Origin of the sequence: Monoglobus pectinilyticus (genome assembly GCF_002874775.1) — a bacterium.
Lineage (GTDB): Bacteria > Bacillota > Clostridia > Monoglobales > Monoglobaceae > Monoglobus > Monoglobus pectinilyticus.
In genome coordinates this window covers 472874-490359 of the sequence record NZ_CP020991.1, presented here as the reverse complement: position 1 = coordinate 490359, position 17486 = coordinate 472874, and the positions used below count along the sequence as shown (strand labels likewise).

Here is a 17486-nt window from a genome sequence, read left to right as displayed (position 1 = left end):
AATAGAAACGGTATAATTTGGAGATTGCTATGGAAAATAAAGAAAATAGAGAATTATTTGAGAAAAATTTAAAAGAACTTGAAGTTGTAGTAAAAGAGCTTGAAGGCGGAGACGTAACTCTTGACCAAATGCTGGAGCTCTTTGAAAAGGGAGTTAAGCTTACAAAACAGTGTACGGCAGCGCTTGACGCGGCGGAACAGAAAATTAATATATTAATAAAGAACAGGGAAACAGGGCAGATTGAGGAACAACCTTTTGCGGGAATGGGAGAACAAAACTAATGGTTAAGCCTTCAAAGGAATTTGAAAAAAAGCTGGAACTTTATATAAAATTGATTGAAGAAAAATTGCAGAGTATTGCTGCTGTGCCAAATTCACCTGATGCGATGGTCTGTGAGGCTATGAAATATAGTCTTTTAGCAGGAGGCAAGAGAATCCGTCCTGTTATTACTATTGCTTGTGCTGAGCTTTTCGGCGGCAATATTGACGATGCGGTAACAGTTGGCTGCGCTCTTGAGTGTATACATACTTATTCCTTGATTCACGATGATTTGCCCTGCATGGACAATGATGATTTAAGACGCGGAAAGCCTACCTGTCACAAAGTGTTTCCTGAAAATATTGCTTTATTAGCCGGAGATGCGCTTTTAAATAAAGCTTTTGAAATTATGTCCGATAAAGATAATTTTATATCTTTAAATGAAAGAACTATGATTGAACTTGTTAGAACACTGTCACAGGCTTCTGGAACAAAGGGTATGATTGGCGGACAGGTGATAGACCTTATAAACGAAAAAAGGGATGACGTTGATATTCAGGAGCTTATTTTAATGCACAAGAAAAAGACCGGGGCATTGATAGAAGCGGCAGCAAGTTTAGGCTGTATTATAGGCGGAGTTATAGAGAATGAAGAATTTAATAAAATAAGTCAATTTTCTTCAAATTTAGGGTTGGCATTTCAAATAAAAGATGATATACTAGACGTTACAGGCAATGAGGATATTCTTGGAAAACCGATTGGCAGCGACAAAGAGAGTGGAAAAAATACATTTGTTACTTTGCTCGGCTTAGAAAAAGCCGAATACATTCTGAAACGCCATACTGAGGTTTCTATCTCAGCTCTTGAATATTTTGGAGATAAGGCTTGGTTCCTAAAAGAATTGGCTGTATCTCTGCTTATAAGAGAAAAATAATTCGATTATTGCCTGTATAAACCAACCTAATTTTGAAAGTGGATGTGTATATGAGATATTTTGAGGAGTTTTTCAGCAACAGGATTTTCTTTATAGTCTTGTTTGCATGGTTATTATCCTGCGTTATCAAGGGAATAATTGAATGGATACGAAATAAAAAGATTAATTGGGGCAGATTTTTCGGCCCGGGCGGTATGCCGTCGTCCCACTCGACAATTGTGGCTTGTTTAGCTACTTGCGTTGGTATGTCTGAGGGCTTTGACACCGCTTTGTTTGTGGTATGCTGTGCTTTGGCGCTTATTGTTATGTATGACGCGTCGGGGATAAGAAGAGCTGCCGGTGAGCAGGCAAAGATGATAAATATGATAGTTGAAGCATGGGAAGAAAAAGACCCGGTATTGAAGGATGAAAAGCTAAAAGAGCTTTTAGGGCACACTCCGCTGGAAGTTTTGGGCGGTGCTGTTTTGGGTGTTTTTGTGGCACTGGTTTCAGGCGTGTTTTTGGGATTGTAAAATAGTATTTTATGATTTTGATAAGGAAGGATGATATAAAATGATAAAAGTTACTCTAAAAGGCGGAGACGTAAGAGAATATGAAAATGGGACAAACCTTCTTGATATGGCAAAAAGTATAAGCGAAGGATTGGCGCGTAACTGTTTGGCCGCTGATGTAAACGGCGAAACAAAAGAGATGAACTTTGTTCCCGAAAGCGACTGTGAGGTCAGTTTTCTGACATTTAATGATGAAAATGGCAGAAAGGCGTACCGTCACACCGCCTCGCATGTTTTGGCTCAAGCTATAAAGAGGCTGTATCCAAATACAAAACTAGCGATAGGTCCGGCTATTGAAGACGGATATTATTATGACTTTGAATTTGAGACTCCTATCACAACCGGAGATTTTGAAAAAATCGAGGCTGAGATGAAGAAAATAATTAAGGAAAATATTCCTCTCGAGAAATATGAACTTCCGAGAGATGAAGCAATAAAACTCATGAAAGAAAAGGACGAGCCGTATAAGGTTGAGTTAATAGAGGATTTGCCTGACGACGCGGTTATTTCTTTTTATAAGCAAGGAGATTTTGTTGACCTATGCGCAGGTCCTCATCTTATGTCAACCGGTAAACTGAAAGCTATTAAGCTGCAAAGCTTGGCCGGTGCTTATTGGCGCGGCAATGAAAAAAATAAAATGCTGTCGCGTATATACGGAACAGCTTTTCCAAAACAGTCCGAACTTAATGCTTATTTAGAAAAACTTGAGGAAGCCAAGAAGAGAGACCACAATAAAATAGGCAGAGAGTTAGGGTATTTTAGAACGGTTGACTATATTGGTCAGGGGCTTCCGATTATGCTTCCAAAAGGTGCAAGGGTTCTCCAGCTTTTGCAAAGATTTGTAGAAGACGAAGAACAGAAGAGAGGATATCTTTTAACTAAGACTCCGTTTTTGGCAAAGCGCGACCTTTATAAAATTTCAGGGCATTGGGATCATTACCGTGACGGAATGTTTGTTTTAGGCGACCCTGATGCAGAGGGAGAAGTTTTTGCACTTCGTCCTATGACCTGTCCTTTCCAGTTCCAGGCATATTTGGCTGATATGAGGAGTTACCGTGACCTGCCTTTGAGATATAATGAGACTTCTACTTTGTTTAGAAATGAGGATTCCGGTGAAATGCACGGATTAATTCGTGTGCGTCAGTTCACAATATCAGAAGGGCATTTGGCTTGCCGTCCTGACCAGCTTGAGGATGAATTTTCCGGATGTTTGGACCTTGCGAAATATATGCTGGAAGTATTAGGTCTTGATGACGACGTTAGCTACCGTTTTTCAAAATGGGATGAAAATGATAGGGACAAGTATATAGGAAGTCCGGAGCAATGGGAAGAAGTTCAGGACAGAATGCGTGTAATCCTGGACGACATGGGTATCGACTATACTGAAGAGGATGGAGAAGCCGCTTTTTATGGACCTAAGCTTGACATTCAGATAAAAAATGTATATGGCAAAGAGGACACATTGATTACTATTCAAATTGACTTTCAGCTAGCTGAAAGATTTGGTATGGAGTATGTTGATTCTGACGGTACTAAAAAATATCCTTATGTTATACACAGAACTTCTATTGGATGTTATGAAAGAACCTTGGCGTTACTGCTGGAGAAATATGCAGGCGCGCTGCCGACATGGCTCGCTCCTATACAGGTTAAAGTTCTGCCTATTTCAGACCACTATATGGAATATGCAAATAGCGTCAGCGAAGAACTTCAAAAGGTAGGAATAAGAGTTGAAGTAGACACTAGAAAAGAAAAAATAGGTTATAAAATAAGAGAGGCTCAGCTTGAAAAAGTGCCGTATATGCTTATTGTCGGAGAAAAAGAGCAGGCAGAAGGCGCCGTATCTGTACGAGACAGAAAAGAAGGCGATACAGGCTCAGTTAAGCTAAATGAGTTTATAGATACCATTTTAAAGAAAGTTGCGTCAAAGTCTAAAGACTAATATAGTAAATTTAAGTATTTTGATAATAAAGTTTTTTAGTATATTAAAAGGGTAAACAATATTGAACCGACCTCCTATTCGTTAGATTTCTAATCTAACTTTTGGGGGTCGGTTCAATTGTGTACCCTTTTTGTATATTAATTCTGTGTAAATTTAGTTTATTATTTGTTCTGTTTGTGGGTATATATTAACCGAAGCGTCAAACGGAATCATAGAATTTGGATTCTGCCACGCAAATACTTTTATAATATCATATTCAGAATCCGAGAATGCCTTTGAAAATATAATGGAGTTATTAGCTTCAACATTATAACTTTGGTCAAATATATCGGATAATATTTCTTCGCCTTCAACTATTTTGTAAGCTGCAATTACAATATAAGGTTCAACTTGAATTGAAGTATTATTATCAAATTCAACATCAATAGTGTTCATATCACCATCATTAACCGCTGCAAGCAGTTTATATTCAGGCTTAGGCTCAGAGGATGGAGAAGGGGAAGCTGTTACGTCAGGCTGTGCAGATGGAGTGGGTGAGGAAGTCGGATCAGGCGTTGGCAAAATTGTTGGGTCGCCTGAAAGGTCAGCGCCTATTTGTCTGTCCTTATATGTTGTTCCATCAGCTACTTTTAAAAAGTTACCCATATTTATACTTCCGTCAGGATTTCTCCATAACTTATGTACATTAGCCCCAAATTCCGGAACTTCCACTGAGACAAACGTAGAGTTGCTTACGGTTTCCATTGTGTCAGAAGGAAGAATAGTGCCTTCTTTGCTATTCCAATTGGTGTAAGGCATATCTTCATAAAAATAGTATATTTTTTTATCTTTGTTATAAAAAACAGAGTTTTTCATACTTCCAATAAACTTATCTGAACAAATTTGCTGCGGCGCATAGGATAAACAATTTGTGAGGCTGTTATTTGATTCCGGCAGTCTTGCAAAATCAAAATTGCTTTTGTTTGTTCCGCCTTTAAGTGCGTTATTGTATGAAGTACAGTTTGTTAATGTAATAGGTCCCGGGTTTGAATTATCTGTAAATCCATGGTTGGCATTTTCGAATGCAATACAGTTATAAAGAGAATGCGCAACAGCGATTTTCGTGCCGCCCATTTTAAAACCGTTCCCATCGCAATTTTCTGTGAATTTTCCGTCAGTTGTCTGACCGCTTCTGAATGCCACGCAATTTCTCATTACTAATGAACCTATTGGTCCTGTTGCAGTTTTGGTAAAACAATCCCATCCGTCATCACAGTTATTATATGCAATACATCCGTCAAAGACGTTGTTATTGCCGCAGGTGAGTTTTGCGGCAAATCCGTCAGCATTCTCTCCGGTTGCAGGGTCAAAACTGTCAAAAGAAGTACAGTTTAATATCAGATTATCGCTGGGCCAGTCATTAAAATTAGTTACAGTTGAAGCCCGTCGTGAAATCTGGATTCCTGTGTCGCGGTTACCATTTGCTACACATAATTCCAATGTATTATGTTTTCCTGCAATAAAGAAGCCGTTATCTGCTGCCTGATAGGCTTCAAGACCTTTAATGTACCAGTAGCTGCCGTTAATCTGTACTCCTCGAGCATTTGTTCCAACGTCGTTGGAGTACGGTTCTCCTGAAAAATTAAATAATGTATCATCTGAGCACTCTATGCGTTTTTCTTTGCCGTCCTGACCGCTGTTGTCTGCTCCGATTACCAAACAGTTGTCAAATTGATACTCGCCGCTGCAATAAATAGTACCTCCCGGAGCAATATTTAATATGGCGGAAGCTATGCTCATTGGTTCGTTTTGAGTTCCTTTTCCCTCGGCACTTGCTTTAGGTGCAGTGTAAATAGTGTTCATAGGTTCAAGCACAACGCCGTTCAGGTCTTCAAAATCATAGACCGGGTCGGGCGGCTGAACTTCATAAGTAAGTTTTAAATAGTATACATTTATACCGCTGTCTGTAGAATAAAACCAGTAATCTCCGGCTTCGGGTACAGTCATTTTTTTATAGGTAAGACCCGACGCAAATTCGCCTGAGGCGACTGTTTCTCCGGCTGAGTTTACCAAAACGCCTGTTCTGACAGCTGAAGAGTTAGCGCTCGCTGCCTCTATCATAAATGTTGCAGGCTCAGAAGCTGTAAATTTTATAGCTCTGTTGGTTTGATTTCCGGTTCCGTTTAGTTTTAATCTTTTTGTATATTTGATTCCGGTAGTTGTTGATGTTTTTTTATTTCCGTCAACAGCAATAGCAGTATTTCCGTCTGTAGCGGCAATAATAGAAAAATCACCGATTTGCGTATCTTGAGAGATAGTGCCCGTTGACATGTCAGAAATGTTGTAAACAGAGTCGGGCGGAAGAGCGCTTACAGCTGACATACAGAAAAATAATACTGCGACCGTTGACAATACAAACAGCAACATCTGTTTTTTGATAAAACTTTTCATAATGACCCCCTAAGTTTTGACATAAATCACAATATGTCAGTAATTTATATCAAAAATTATAACAATATTAATAGAATAGTTCAAGATATAAAGGAGTAAATAACAATAAATATATACAATAGAGAAAAAAGACTGTAATGTAAAAGAGGCATAATTCTACGTAAAAATGTAAGTTGTAAGAGGATAATATTACTTTCTTGTCTTTCTATAAATTTTTTGCTATTTATTTTGTAGTGAATATAATTACTTTTATTAATAAACACAAAAAAGTTTTCATATAAAAACTTTTTTCATAATAAGTGAAGATAATAATTTTGTAAAATAATTGCCCGGTCTTTGAATCAAGACCGGGCAATTATATGATGATTATTCATCCATTTCTATTAGAGCATAGTTTCCGTCTTTTCTTTTATACACAATATTCGGAGACATAGTATCCGGATTTGTAAAGATAAAGAATGTGTGGCCGAGCATATTCATCTGAAGAATAGCTTCTTCAACCATCATTGGTTTTGCAGAAAAACTCTTTCTCTTTATAATTTTGAATTCAGTTTCTTCTTCAACCTTTTCAGGCTGACCTTCAAGAGCGATATAATCGTCAAATCCGCTGTCACGCAGGCGTTTTGAAAGCTTTGTTTTATTTTTTCTGATTTGGCGGTCTATTGCTGCCAGGCAGTTGTCTACAGCAGTGAGCATATCATGGTTTTGATCCTCAGCTCGAATTAAGAAGCCTTTATATTTGAATGTAATTTCAACAGCTATATCGTCTCTTATTTCTGAAACAATAATTTTGCATTCATTTGAGTCATCGTCAAAAAACTTGTCCAGCTTTCTAACCTTATCCAAAATTTTTTCTTTGCTGGAATCCGCTAGATTAAATTTTTTAGTAATAATGTTGTAAGTCATAATACTACCTCCAGTCAATTGTGTAATATAAACTAAGAAATATTTTATATTAATACTTCTTATGTAGATATTATATAATATAATTAGACAAATAGCAATAGTAAATTGTAAATATTTTAAAAATTTTTTATGAATTTGTTATTTAAGACGGTTAGCATTAATAAAATTTATATGCTGAATTTTATAATATGGAAAAATTAATTGGAATCTACTATATCACAGATAGCCGAATACTTTATTTTGTTATAAACTGAAAATAATCAGCCTTTTTCTTGCATGTGAAGTTTAGTTATGATATAATATTATCTATGTTGGGTATTTTTAGTACTATTGCTATTTGTTTAAGTCTGTGGTGTCGGATATAGAAATAGTCTTTCCGTTTTTGGATAGGTCTGTTATATCCGCAGCAATTATTTGAGATTTATACACAAAAACATCAGCGCGTATTCTTCCGGTGCTGGAGAGCTTGTGATTTAATACCCTATATGAATAACGGGTAACATTTTTTCCGCAGTATTCCGAGAGACTGCTGCCGTCAACAGACGCAGTATCTGAGTATGTTTTGTACAGCGCGTTCAATTCTTCCGGTATGGTGAGATGTGATATATCTTTTGGAGAAGTTTCTGTTACCCAGCCGAAAGAGCTTATGTATTCAATATTTTTGGAGTTAGTTATATTGTCAACCGAAAACAGTGCGAAAACCACTGTTATTACGATTATAGCGGCCAGTATAAAAATTATTTTATATTTGTATTTTTTGAGCTGCTTTTTCATAACTGCCTCCTGATATTGTTTTGTTGGTCTTTACATTATATTAATGTTTTTGAGAATTATGAAATTTTTATATATTTTAATAATAAAAAGAGGGTAGAGAATGAGACTTGATAAATTTCTGTCATCAGCTATGGGACTCGGTTCAAGAACAGACGTTAAAAAGTTTATAAAAAATGGCAGAGTTGAGGTCATAGGTACTGATAATCCGAGACCTGAGCTCAGTATAGACCCTGAAAAATCCGAAGTGTATTTTGATGGTAAACTTCAGAAATACAAAAAATTTGTTTACTTAATGCTTAATAAACCCAAAGGATATGTGTCAGCTACTGTTGACAGAGATAATCCGACAGTAATAGACCTTGTGCCTGAAAATTTTTTGCGTTTTGAACTTTTTCCGGTTGGCAGACTTGATATTGATACTGAGGGTCTTTGTATATTAACAAACGACGGAGAACTGTCTCACAAACTTCTCAGTCCTAAAAATCATATTTCAAAAAAATATCGCGCTAAATTGGACGCAGTTCCAAAGGATGATGAGTTAGAAAGAATCAGAAATGGTATAATTTTGGAAGACGGATATAAATGCAAGCCGGCAATAGTCACATTTGACGTCGAAAATGAGGCGTTTTATATTACTATTTATGAGGGAAAATATCATCAGGTTAAACGAATGTTCGGAGCTATTGGCCGAAGGGTTCTTGAGCTTAAAAGAGTGGAAATGAATAAGCTTACTTTAGATGATAAACTGGCTCCGGGTGAAATTCGTGAGTTAACTGATGAAGAGTTAAAACTGCTTCAAGTTTAAAAATGGATTGGTGAAATTTGATGAAAAAAGATATAAAAGATACAGAGAGAAAAAATATAATACCGAGGGCGTGTGCTGTTCATGACTTATCCGGTTTTGGAAAGGTTTCTTTAACTGAGGTGATACCTATAATGTCCGCTATGGGAATAGAGGTCTGTCCTCTTCCGACAGCAGTTTTATCCACGCATACATATGAGTTTACCGACTATACGTTTTGTGATCTTACTGACCAAATGCAGGCTGTTATTGACCATTGGTATAACTTAGGTATAAAATTTGACGCTGTTTACAGTGGTTACATGGGAAGCCCGAGACAGCTGGATATTTTGAAGGACTTTATGATAAAATCAAAAGAAGACGGTGCTTTGATTGTGGTTGACCCTGTTATGGGGGATAATAATCTTGTTAAAGAGGATTTTTATTCAGAAAAGGTAAACGGAATGCTCGCAGGGATGCAGGATTTATGCAGCATAGCCGATATAATTACTCCCAATGTTACCGAAGCGTGTCTGCTTATTGGGGAAACATATCCCGATGGTCCGGTAAATAATGCAAAAATAAAGAGCTATCTAAAACGTTTGGCTGAGCTTGGCGCTAAAGATGTGGTTATAACCAGCGTTATGGATTCGGAAAATTCTATGTGCGTTGCAGTGTATGACAGTGAAAACGATAAGTATTATAAGGTTGACTGCGGATTTGTAAACAGGCCTTTTCATGGCACAGGAGACGTATATACATCTGTTTTGACCGGAGCATTGCTCAAAGGCAGTGATATTACTGAAGCCGCCAATATAGCGGCAGGTTTTGTATATAAAGCTATACAGGAAACAATAAAACATCCTGAAATTAAGGTTAGAGAAGGTGTTTTGTTTGAGCCGGTGCTTTCAACATATTTTTCCAGGGTTGACTATGATAAGAGGTATGTTGAGATATAATTTTAAGTATTGCGGAGTTATTATAAAAAGGCGGTGCGGTTTTTGATAACAAAAATAAACAGCTGTGGTCTTCGAGGGATAGACGGCTATATTATAAGTGTTGAAACTAATGTAAGCGGCGGTTTTCCGTCTTGGGAAATAGTCGGTCTGCCTGATACTTCTGTTCGTGAATCTAAGGAGCGTATAAGAAGTGCGTTAGGCAGTTTTGGGTTTGTGATTCCCGGAAAGAGGATTGTTATAAACCTGGCTCCGGCTGATGTGAAAAAGGAAGGGGCATATCTTGACCTTCCTATAGCAATCGGGCTGTTAACAGCGTCCGAGCAGTTATTTATTGATGAATCTGATTTGTGTGCTTTTATGGGAGAATTATCTCTTGACGGCAGTGTTCGGCGTATAACTGGGGTTTTGCCTATGGTTATTAAGGCTTATCAGTCCGGTATAAAAAAGATATTTGTTCCGTTTGAGAATGCGGAAGAAGCTGCCGTAGTCGAAGGAGCGGAAATTTATGGAGTTAAGAATTTACAGGAACTTATTGACCATCTTGTCGGTAATGAAGTTTTAAAACCGGTTTCTGTAGATGTGAATGAGATGTTTTCTCAGGCAGCACGGTGTGCTTTGGATTTTTCAGAAGTTAAAGGGCAGGAAAACGTAAAACGAGCGCTGGAAGTAGCAGCGGCAGGAGGACATAATTTACTGTTGATTGGTCCTCCGGGTTCAGGAAAGACTATGCTTGCCCAAAGGCTTCCGTCAATTCTTCCGGATATGACGTTTGACGAGGCGCTGGAAGCTACAAAAATACATAGTATAGCAGGAATTTTGCCAAAAGATATGCCTATGATTCTAAACAGACCGTTTAGAAGTCCGCATCATACGATTTCAGCTGTTGGGCTTTCCGGCGGAGGTACAAATCCAAAACCGGGTGAAATAAGTTTGTCGCACAATGGGGTTTTATTTTTAGATGAATTGCCTGAGTTTAAGAAAGACGCTCTTGAAGTTATGCGCCAGCCGCTTGAGGACGGAATGGTGACTATAACCAGAGTGCATGGGACGTATTCGTATCCATGCAATGTTATGATGGTTGCTTCTATGAACCCGTGTCCTTGTGGATTTTATGGAGATAAAAAACACGACTGTACTTGTACGTCAAAAAAGATAAATGCGTATCTGAATAAGGTGAGCGGACCGCTTTTGGATAGAATTGATTTGCATATTGAGGTTCCGGCTGTGGACTATAAGGATTTAGAAAATAAGGATAAGCCTGAACCATCTGCCTCAATAAAAAAGCGCGTGAATAAGGCAAGAAAAATTCAGCTTGAGAGATATAACGGCACGGGAATTTATTCTAATAGTCAGCTTACTCCTGGATTGATTGAGAAATATTGTGTTTTGGGAGAGGAAGCAAACGGTCTGCTAAAAAATGCTTTTGAAAGTTTGGGTTTGAGCGCAAGAGCGCATAACAGAATTTTAAAGGTGGCGCGGACAATTGCAGATATTGATGAAAGCCGTGATATTGAACCGAAACATATAGCTGAAGCAATTCAATACCGTTCCTTAGACAGGAAGTTTTGGGCATAAGTTTATTTTTGAATTCACCGGGAGGTGTATATATGGATTTTAATTGGATTGAAGAATATTGCCTTTCAAAGAACGGGACAGCAAAAGATTATAAAGAAGAATGGGATGCTGTCCGTTTCCAGATTGGAGATAAAATGTATGCTATGCTGGGGGAAATGAAAGGGGAACCGGTATTCACCTTGAAACTTCCGCCTGAATACGGAGAAACATTAAGACGCATATACAGCGGAATTATAATCCCGGGTTACTATATGAATAAGGTGCATTGGAATTCATTGCTGTTGAATAAAATTGATGCTGTAACTGAACAGTTGGTTATGGAAATGATAGACAGTTCGTATGACACAATATTGAAAAGTCTGCCAAAAAAGAAGCAGAAAGAAATAGAGGAGATGTGAAACATTGAAGTTAAATATAGTTCTTGTTGAACCTGAAATACCGTCAAATACCGGTAATATTTCCAGGACATGCAGTGTTATCGGAGCGGCGCTTCATTTGGTTCATCCTTTAGGATTCGATATCAGTGAAAAGCAGGTTAGGAGAGCAGGGCTTGATTATTGGTCAGACCTTGACTTGCATGAGTATCAAAGCTTTGATGAAGTGAGAAAAAAATATCCTGACGGCAGATTTTTTTATTGCTCAACAAAGTCTGAAAATGTGTATTCAGATATAGATTATAAAGCTGAGAGCAGCAATGGAGAAGAAATATTCCTTGTGTTCGGCAAAGAGACAAAAGGATTGCCGGAAAAGCTGCTGCATGATAATTATGGCGATTGCATAAGAATACCTATGCTGGAAAACATGCGTTCTTTAAATCTGTCAAATTCTGTTGCGATTATAGCATATGAAGTTCTGCGTCAGTTTGATTTTGAAGGATTGCAGGGTCAGGGTCATTTAACTCAATATTAGAAATAAGGAGAAAGTTATGATTAAATTTATGGTTGACCGTGCCGCCGATATTGAAAAAGAAACTGCGGAGCACTACGGTATAGAAGTTTTGCCGTTTATGGTTAATATGGACGGCGAGGGTATAGTTGCAGATAAAGATATGGATATCAAAGAGTTTTATGATAAGGTAAAAGCCTGTGATGAAATACCTTCAACCAGTCAGATGTCACCATATGATGTTGAAACTGCTTTCAGACGTATTGGAAAGGAACATCAAATTATATATGTTTCTATATCTGCCAGAGGAAGCGGAATAAATAATACAGCTAATATGGTTGCAGAGCAGCTTAAAAAAGAAGAGGGGTTTGACATTACTGTTATTGATTCCGGTATGTTCGCTATGGCTATAGGATACCCTGTTATTGAAGCTGCAAAACTAGCGGAGAAAGGCGCCTCGCTAAGCGAGGTTATAGATTTTCTTAATGAATCGTTTAAGCGTAACACGGCTTACTTTATTGTAGATGACTTAACGTTTTTAAAAAAGGGCGGAAGAATCAAGGCAACCACTATGGCGATAAGTTCGCTGCTCGATATAAAACCAATTCTTATGATAAACGATGGACTTGTTGAGGCGTATAAAAAAGTTAGAGGGCTTAAAAAGGCGATGTCTGTTTTAGTTGGATATGCAGAGGAAAGAATGGAAAACCCGGAAGAAAATGAAATTATAATTCTTGATACTGACGCGCCTGAAAAAGTTGAGATTTTGGAAAAGATGCTCAGGGATAAGGTGAACCCAAAAGGTTTTATATATAGTAAAGTTGGTCCGGTTATTACGGCTCATGCCGGTTTGGGACTCGTTGGAATTTATTTTAAACATAAAAAGCCATATACTGAATATGAAAAATAAGTTTTGGAGAGGTAAATATGTTTTTGGAAAATGATGAGATGAAGTTTGCGATTTTATATACTCTCAATGTATATAAATATCCGCTTTCAATTGAAAGATTTGCTGAATTGCTTACCTGGGATGAAGAGGTTATGAGCTATTTTGATTTAACGATCCTGTTGAGCGAGCTTATTGAAGACGAGTTTATTGAAAGACTTTATTATCGAAATGAAGAATGCGTCAAACTAACCCAAAAAGGCGAATCAGCCAACGAGTTTTTTTATGAAAGGGTTCCGCTCAGCATAAGAGAAAACATTAAAAGTCTGGCTGATAAGGAAGGATTTGATGAAAAGACAAATCCTAACGCTATATTAACTGATATATTGCCTGTTTCGAGAAACAGATATATGGCGTCTATGACAATTTTGGACGCTGGAACTCCGATTTTAGAGTTAAAAATTGATGTTGGGCACCGTTCAGAAGCAAATAAAGCAAAAAGTATTTTGAAAGACCATGCTGAGCAAATATATAAGTATCTATGTAAAACTATTGACGAGAATAAATAATATTGATATAATATATAGTTAATGAAATAAAATTAATAAAGAGGTATTGAGATGCAGAAATTAGGATTAAATGAAATTAGAGAAAAGTTCCTTTCTTTTTTTGAAAGCAAGGGTCATTTAAGGCTGCCGTCATTTCCGTTGGTTCCGCAGAATGATTCAAGTTTGCTTTTGATAAATGCCGGTATGGCGCCGCTTAAACCATATTTCACCGGTAAGGAAGTTCCGCCGGCAAAAAGAGTGACCACGTGCCAAAAATGTATCAGAACTCCTGATATTGAACAGGTTGGTCAAACTGCGAGACACGGCACATTTTTCGAAATGCTGGGCAACTTCTCTTTCGGTGATTATTTTAAGATGGACGCCACAAAGTGGGCGTGGGAGTTTGCTACTGAAGTTTTGGAAATGCCAAAAGACAGGATTTGGGTCAGTGTTTATAATGATGATTACGAGGCTGCTGATATTTGGACAAACCACGTTGGCGTTTCAAAAGATAGAATAGTGTATTTAGGTAAAGATGACAACTTCTGGGAAATCGGCACAGGTCCATGCGGTCCATGTTCAGAGCTTTATTATGACAGGGGCGAAGAGTATGGCTGCGGCAGTCCTGATTGTGCAGTAGGCTGTGATTGTGACAGATTTGTGGAGTTCTGGAATTTGGTGTTTACTCAGTTTGATAAAGACGAGAATGGAACATATAATAAATTAGATCACCCTAATATTGATACCGGAATGGGACTTGAGAGAATAGCTTGTATTATGCAGGGGACAACTTCAATTTTTGAGGTTGACACAATTAGAAAAGTTCTTAATGCAGCAGCCGAGATTGCCGGTGTTAAGTATGGTGAGGACAATCAGATTGATACTTCTTTAAGGGTTATAACCGACCATATAAGAAGCACTGTGTTTATGACAGCTGACGGAGTTTTGCCGTCCAATGAAGGCAGGGGTTACGTTCTTCGCAGGTTGCTGAGACGCGCTGCCCGTCATGGAAAAATGTTGGGTATAAACGAAATGTTTTTATACAAACTTGCTCGTGTTGTTGCTGATGAGTCTATGACCGCTTATCCCGAACTTGACCAGAACTTCGCTTATATAGAAAGTGTTATAAAGAGCGAGGAGGCAAGATTTGATGAGACTATCGACCAGGGAATACTTATACTCAATCAATATATGGAAGAGATGAAACAGAGCGGAACTAAGGAACTTGACGGTGAAAAGGCGTTTAAGTTATATGATACTTATGGATTCCCTATAGATTTAACAAAAGAAATCATGGGTGAAAATGGATTTGTTGTTGCAACAAAACTGTTTGATGATTTGCTCAACGAACAGAGGATAAAGTCAAAAGTTGCCCGCGGAAATATGGATGATGCGGCATGGGAAAATGATATATTTATAGATGTCGAAGGCTCTACTGTTTTTGATGGGTATGCGAAACTGAAAGGCACTTCAAATGTTTTGGCAATCGCAAAGGGTTCTGAAAGAGTAGAAGAAGCCGAGGCAGGAGAAGAAGTTACTTTAGTTTTGGATAGATCTACTTTTTATGCTGAAAGCGGCGGTCAGGTCGGCGATACCGGAATAATTGAAAGCGATGACGCGTCTCTTAAAGTTATTGACACCAAAAAGAGTAACGGAAAATTCCTTCATATATGTAAGGTAGAAAACGGCGTTGTTAAAGTTGGTGATAAAGTTACTACGCTTGTAGATAAAGAGAGACGGCAGTCCATAAAGAGAAATCACTCTGCTGTTCATCTTGTTCAGGCGGCGCTCAGAGAAGTGCTGGGAAAACATGTCGCACAGGCAGGCTCATATGTTGATGAATATAGGTTTAGATTCGATTTTTCACATTATCAGCCTTTGACTGAGGATGAGATACTAAAAGTGGGAATGTTAGTTAATAAAAAGATAATGGAAGCTATTCCTGTTGAATGTTTTGAGGAGGATGTTGCCACAGCTAAGTCGATGGGGGCTATGGCGCTGTTTAGTGAGAAGTATGGCAGCAGGGTTCGTGTGGTAAAAATGGGTGATTTCAGCACTGAATTGTGCGGCGGCTGTCATGTAGAAAATACCGGAAAGCTCGGGCTAATGAAAATACTAAGCGAAACCGGAGTTTCAGCCGGCGTCAGACGTATTGAAGGAGTGACAGGCTATAATGTTATTCTTCAGATGCGTGAGAAGAGTAAGCTTATTGATGATGTTTCCAGCGTTTTGAAAACTAACCCGTCAGATCTGCTTAACAGGGCTGAAGGCATAGTTGCGGAACTTAAGGATGCAAGACATGAGATAGACAGCTTAAAGAGCAAGCTTGCTAAAAACAGCGTTGATGATATTTTGGGAAATACTGAGGATATAGGCGGAGTTAAGGTAGTAACAAAAATTCTTGACGATAATATTGATATGAACACAATGCGTGAAATAGGTGATAATATTAAGAATAAAATCCCTAACGCTTTTGTAGTTCTTGCTTCCAAGATTGGCGAGAAAGTTAATCTTATTTCTATGGCTTCAAAAGAAGCGATAGATAAGGGCGCTAATGCGGGTGCGGTGATTTCTGAAATTGCTAAACAATTAGGCGGCGGAGGCGGCGGAAAGCCGGACAGTGCTCAGGCTGGCGGCAAGAAGCCGGAAAAAACAGAGGAAGTTATGAAAAATGTTTCTGATATCCTGAAAAAACATCAGGAGAAAAATAAATAATATATTTATTTATGAAAGTGAGGACAGATAATTATGGATGATTGTTTGTTTTGTAAAATAGCGGCGGGGGACGTGCCGTCAAATAAGGTTTATGAAGACGAATATGTGTATTCATTTTTAGATATTGACCCAAAAGCCCCGACGCATATAATTTTTATACCGAAACAGCATATTGGTTCCGCTAATGAGCTTGATGATAATAACGCTGAAATTATCGGCAAGATTTTTACTGCAATCTCAAAAGTTGCAAAGGAAAAGGGCTTTGATAAAGCAGGGTATAGAATAGTCAATAACTGCGGCGAAGATGGAGGACAAACGGTTGGGCATTTGCATTTTCATGTTTTAGCAGGCCGTTCTCTACAGTGGCCTCCGGGTTAAAAAATAAAAGGGTATCTTTTTGATACCCTTTTTGTTTAATAAAAATATTTTTAGAGGAAGTGATAAATTTGAAACCAATAATTCTATTGTATAATGTTAAAGAAGAAAAATATAACAGAATGAAACCTGTATTGGGACTAATGGGTATAAAGGTTAAGTTAGTTGATAACGGTTCTCTTGGAGACAAAGTTGAATATATTGCCTGGCCTGAGGAATATGCAAATGAGAAAGAGCCGGCAGTTCTATATTCAAATGATATTGATTTTGAGTTTATGTTATTATGCGGTTTAAGTAAAAGCGATCTTGATAAGGTGTTGAATTTTATGAAGAAAAATAAAATAAGTATATCTGCTAAGGCTATGCTTACAGATACAAACCGCCGCTGGAGTTTTATAAAGTTGATTCATGAGATAGATGCTGAAAGAAAGGCTATCTCCGGCAAGAATATATAAAAGATATTTTAAAAGAAGTATTCTGCCGAAAGTTTGCAGAAAAAAGTGTAAAAAAGTTATTGACATTTACTCCATAACCTGCTATAATATTACAAAAGTGTTACAAAAGGTTTTCTGAATGATTTCTGAAGATTGATATTGTATTTATTAACTGTTAATATTTAAGGTTAGTCAGGTTAGGAGTGTCGGTAATGAATTCAGCTGTTGTAAGAAGTTTTGTTAATAAGAGCGTTGGTAATATTGAAGAAGTAAAGCGTGAATCCAATGATTTAAGAAATGGAACAATGAGCAGAATTGATAAGATGAAAAGGGATATTGCTTTGATTATTTCAGAATACGACTGTGATGAAGTTCAAGAAATCCAAAGCACCTGTGCAAACAATTCTAAATCTAAGGATTTTACTTCTTTAAGTGAAAGCGTAAGATTAATAAAGCTGAAAAATAATTAAGACTTTTAACTTGATGATTAGCTATTGCTGATTAAAAAGACCACCCTGTGATAACGAACAATA

At 37.7% G+C, this 17486-nt stretch carries 18 protein-coding genes; 15 read left to right on the top strand and 3 right to left on the bottom strand.

What is annotated here, in order from left to right; all coding sequences use genetic code 11:
- The first annotated feature begins 29 nt into the window (after window positions 1-29).
- Genes xseB through thrS form a run of 4 tightly spaced genes read left to right on the top strand, consistent with a single transcriptional unit; the run spans window position 30 to window position 3685 of the window.
- Complete coding sequence (gene xseB, locus B9O19_RS02165; RefSeq protein WP_102364905.1) at window positions 30-281, top strand: exodeoxyribonuclease VII small subunit; 252 nt, start codon at window positions 30-32, stop codon at window positions 279-281.
- Window positions 281-1192: a polyprenyl synthetase family protein gene (locus B9O19_RS02160; protein ID WP_102364904.1), complete on the top strand. Its 912-nt coding sequence runs from the start codon at window positions 281-283 to the stop codon at window positions 1190-1192. The genes xseB and B9O19_RS02160 overlap by 1 nt, the downstream gene beginning before the upstream one ends.
- A 50-nt stretch (window positions 1193-1242) precedes the next feature.
- Entirely contained in the window at window positions 1243-1704 is a 462-nt protein-coding gene (locus B9O19_RS02155; RefSeq protein WP_102364903.1) for a divergent PAP2 family protein, read from the top strand.
- Between the two features lie 40 nt (window positions 1705-1744).
- Entirely contained in the window at window positions 1745-3685 is a 1941-nt protein-coding gene (thrS, locus tag B9O19_RS02150; RefSeq protein WP_102364902.1) for a threonine--tRNA ligase, read from the top strand.
- Window positions 3686-3838: 153 nt separating this feature from the next.
- On the opposite strand, the gene B9O19_RS11880 is transcribed toward thrS, so the two are convergent.
- The 3 genes from B9O19_RS11880 to B9O19_RS02135 form a co-directional block, all read right to left on the bottom strand.
- Window positions 3839-6115, bottom strand: a complete 2277-nt coding sequence (locus tag B9O19_RS11880) for a right-handed parallel beta-helix repeat-containing protein (protein WP_179947308.1) — start codon at window positions 6113-6115, stop codon at window positions 3839-3841.
- Between the two features lie 366 nt (window positions 6116-6481).
- Window positions 6482-7021: a ribosome hibernation-promoting factor, HPF/YfiA family gene (gene hpf / locus B9O19_RS02140; RefSeq protein WP_102364901.1), complete on the bottom strand. Its 540-nt coding sequence runs from the start codon at window positions 7019-7021 to the stop codon at window positions 6482-6484.
- Window positions 7022-7354: 333 nt separating this feature from the next.
- Complete coding sequence (locus tag B9O19_RS02135; protein WP_102364900.1) at window positions 7355-7795, bottom strand: DUF4830 domain-containing protein; 441 nt, start codon at window positions 7793-7795, stop codon at window positions 7355-7357.
- Between the two features lie 100 nt (window positions 7796-7895).
- On the opposite strand from B9O19_RS02135, the gene B9O19_RS02130 reads away from it, so the two are divergent.
- The 11 genes from B9O19_RS02130 (at window position 7896) to B9O19_RS02080 (ending at window position 17423) form a co-directional block, all read left to right on the top strand.
- A complete protein-coding gene (locus B9O19_RS02130) occupies window positions 7896-8600 on the top strand; it encodes a pseudouridine synthase (RefSeq protein WP_102364899.1) in 705 nt (234 codons plus the stop codon).
- Between the two features lie 20 nt (window positions 8601-8620).
- Window positions 8621-9535, top strand: coding sequence for a pyridoxamine kinase (locus B9O19_RS02125; RefSeq protein WP_102364898.1), 915 nt, complete (start codon window positions 8621-8623; stop codon window positions 9533-9535).
- Between the two features lie 42 nt (window positions 9536-9577).
- The gene (locus tag B9O19_RS02120) at window positions 9578-11110 is read left to right on the top strand and encodes a YifB family Mg chelatase-like AAA ATPase (protein ID WP_102364897.1); all 1533 of its coding nucleotides are present in this window, start codon (window positions 9578-9580) and stop codon (window positions 11108-11110) included.
- A 32-nt stretch (window positions 11111-11142) separates the two neighbouring features.
- Window positions 11143-11508 (top strand): MmcQ/YjbR family DNA-binding protein, encoded by a 366-nt coding sequence (locus B9O19_RS02115; protein WP_102364896.1) that lies wholly within the window; start codon window positions 11143-11145, stop codon window positions 11506-11508.
- Window positions 11509-11512: 4 nt separating this feature from the next.
- The gene (locus tag B9O19_RS02110; protein ID WP_102364895.1) at window positions 11513-12019 is read left to right on the top strand and encodes a tRNA (cytidine(34)-2'-O)-methyltransferase; all 507 of its coding nucleotides are present in this window, start codon (window positions 11513-11515) and stop codon (window positions 12017-12019) included.
- 16 nt (window positions 12020-12035) lie between these two features.
- Entirely contained in the window at window positions 12036-12905 is an 870-nt protein-coding gene (locus B9O19_RS02105) for a DegV family protein (protein ID WP_102364894.1), read from the top strand.
- 17 nt (window positions 12906-12922) lie between these two features.
- On the top strand, window positions 12923-13450 hold the full coding sequence (locus tag B9O19_RS02100; protein WP_102364893.1) for a DUF4364 family protein: 528 nt from the start codon (window positions 12923-12925) through the stop codon (window positions 13448-13450).
- A gap of 51 nt (window positions 13451-13501) precedes the next feature.
- A complete protein-coding gene (gene alaS / locus B9O19_RS02095) occupies window positions 13502-16144 on the top strand; it encodes an alanine--tRNA ligase (protein ID WP_102364892.1) in 2643 nt (880 codons plus the stop codon).
- A gap of 33 nt (window positions 16145-16177) precedes the next feature.
- Window positions 16178-16522 carry a histidine triad nucleotide-binding protein gene (locus tag B9O19_RS02090; protein ID WP_102364891.1) on the top strand — a complete coding sequence of 115 codons (345 nt, stop codon included), beginning with the start codon at window positions 16178-16180 and terminating at the stop codon, window positions 16520-16522.
- Window positions 16523-16590: 68 nt separating this feature from the next.
- Window positions 16591-16974 carry a DUF3783 domain-containing protein gene (locus tag B9O19_RS02085; protein WP_102364890.1) on the top strand — a complete coding sequence of 128 codons (384 nt, stop codon included), beginning with the start codon at window positions 16591-16593 and terminating at the stop codon, window positions 16972-16974.
- Between the two features lie 191 nt (window positions 16975-17165).
- Window positions 17166-17423 carry a hypothetical protein gene (locus tag B9O19_RS02080; RefSeq protein WP_102364889.1) on the top strand — a complete coding sequence of 86 codons (258 nt, stop codon included), beginning with the start codon at window positions 17166-17168 and terminating at the stop codon, window positions 17421-17423.
- The last annotated feature ends 63 nt before the right edge of the window (window positions 17424-17486 follow it).

Excerpts from the sequence above, each read along its gene's own strand:
- B9O19_RS02160 (WP_102364904.1), top strand. The coding sequence starts at position 281 with ATGGTTAAGCCTTCAAAGGAATTTGAAAAAAAGCTGGAACTTTATATA.
- B9O19_RS02090 (WP_102364891.1), top strand. The coding sequence starts at position 16,178 with ATGGATGATTGTTTGTTTTGTAAAATAGCGGCGGGGGACGTGCCGTCA.
- B9O19_RS02105 (WP_102364894.1), top strand. The coding sequence starts at position 12,036 with ATGATTAAATTTATGGTTGACCGTGCCGCCGATATTGAAAAAGAAACT.
- alaS (WP_102364892.1), top strand. The coding sequence starts at position 13,502 with ATGCAGAAATTAGGATTAAATGAAATTAGAGAAAAGTTCCTTTCTTTT.
- B9O19_RS02100 (WP_102364893.1), top strand. The coding sequence starts at position 12,923 with ATGTTTTTGGAAAATGATGAGATGAAGTTTGCGATTTTATATACTCTC.
- B9O19_RS02125 (WP_102364898.1), top strand. The coding sequence starts at position 8,621 with ATGAAAAAAGATATAAAAGATACAGAGAGAAAAAATATAATACCGAGG.
- B9O19_RS02130 (WP_102364899.1), top strand. The coding sequence starts at position 7,896 with ATGAGACTTGATAAATTTCTGTCATCAGCTATGGGACTCGGTTCAAGA.
- xseB (WP_102364905.1), top strand. The coding sequence starts at position 30 with ATGGAAAATAAAGAAAATAGAGAATTATTTGAGAAAAATTTAAAAGAA.
- hpf (WP_102364901.1), bottom strand. The coding sequence starts at position 7,021 with ATGACTTACAACATTATTACTAAAAAATTTAATCTAGCGGATTCCAGC.
- B9O19_RS11880 (WP_179947308.1), bottom strand. The coding sequence starts at position 6,115 with ATGAAAAGTTTTATCAAAAAACAGATGTTGCTGTTTGTATTGTCAACG.
- B9O19_RS02135 (WP_102364900.1), bottom strand. The coding sequence starts at position 7,795 with ATGAAAAAGCAGCTCAAAAAATACAAATATAAAATAATTTTTATACTG.
- B9O19_RS02155 (WP_102364903.1), top strand. The coding sequence starts at position 1,243 with ATGAGATATTTTGAGGAGTTTTTCAGCAACAGGATTTTCTTTATAGTC.
- B9O19_RS02080 (WP_102364889.1), top strand. The coding sequence starts at position 17,166 with ATGAATTCAGCTGTTGTAAGAAGTTTTGTTAATAAGAGCGTTGGTAAT.
- B9O19_RS02115 (WP_102364896.1), top strand. The coding sequence starts at position 11,143 with ATGGATTTTAATTGGATTGAAGAATATTGCCTTTCAAAGAACGGGACA.
- thrS (WP_102364902.1), top strand. The coding sequence starts at position 1,745 with ATGATAAAAGTTACTCTAAAAGGCGGAGACGTAAGAGAATATGAAAAT.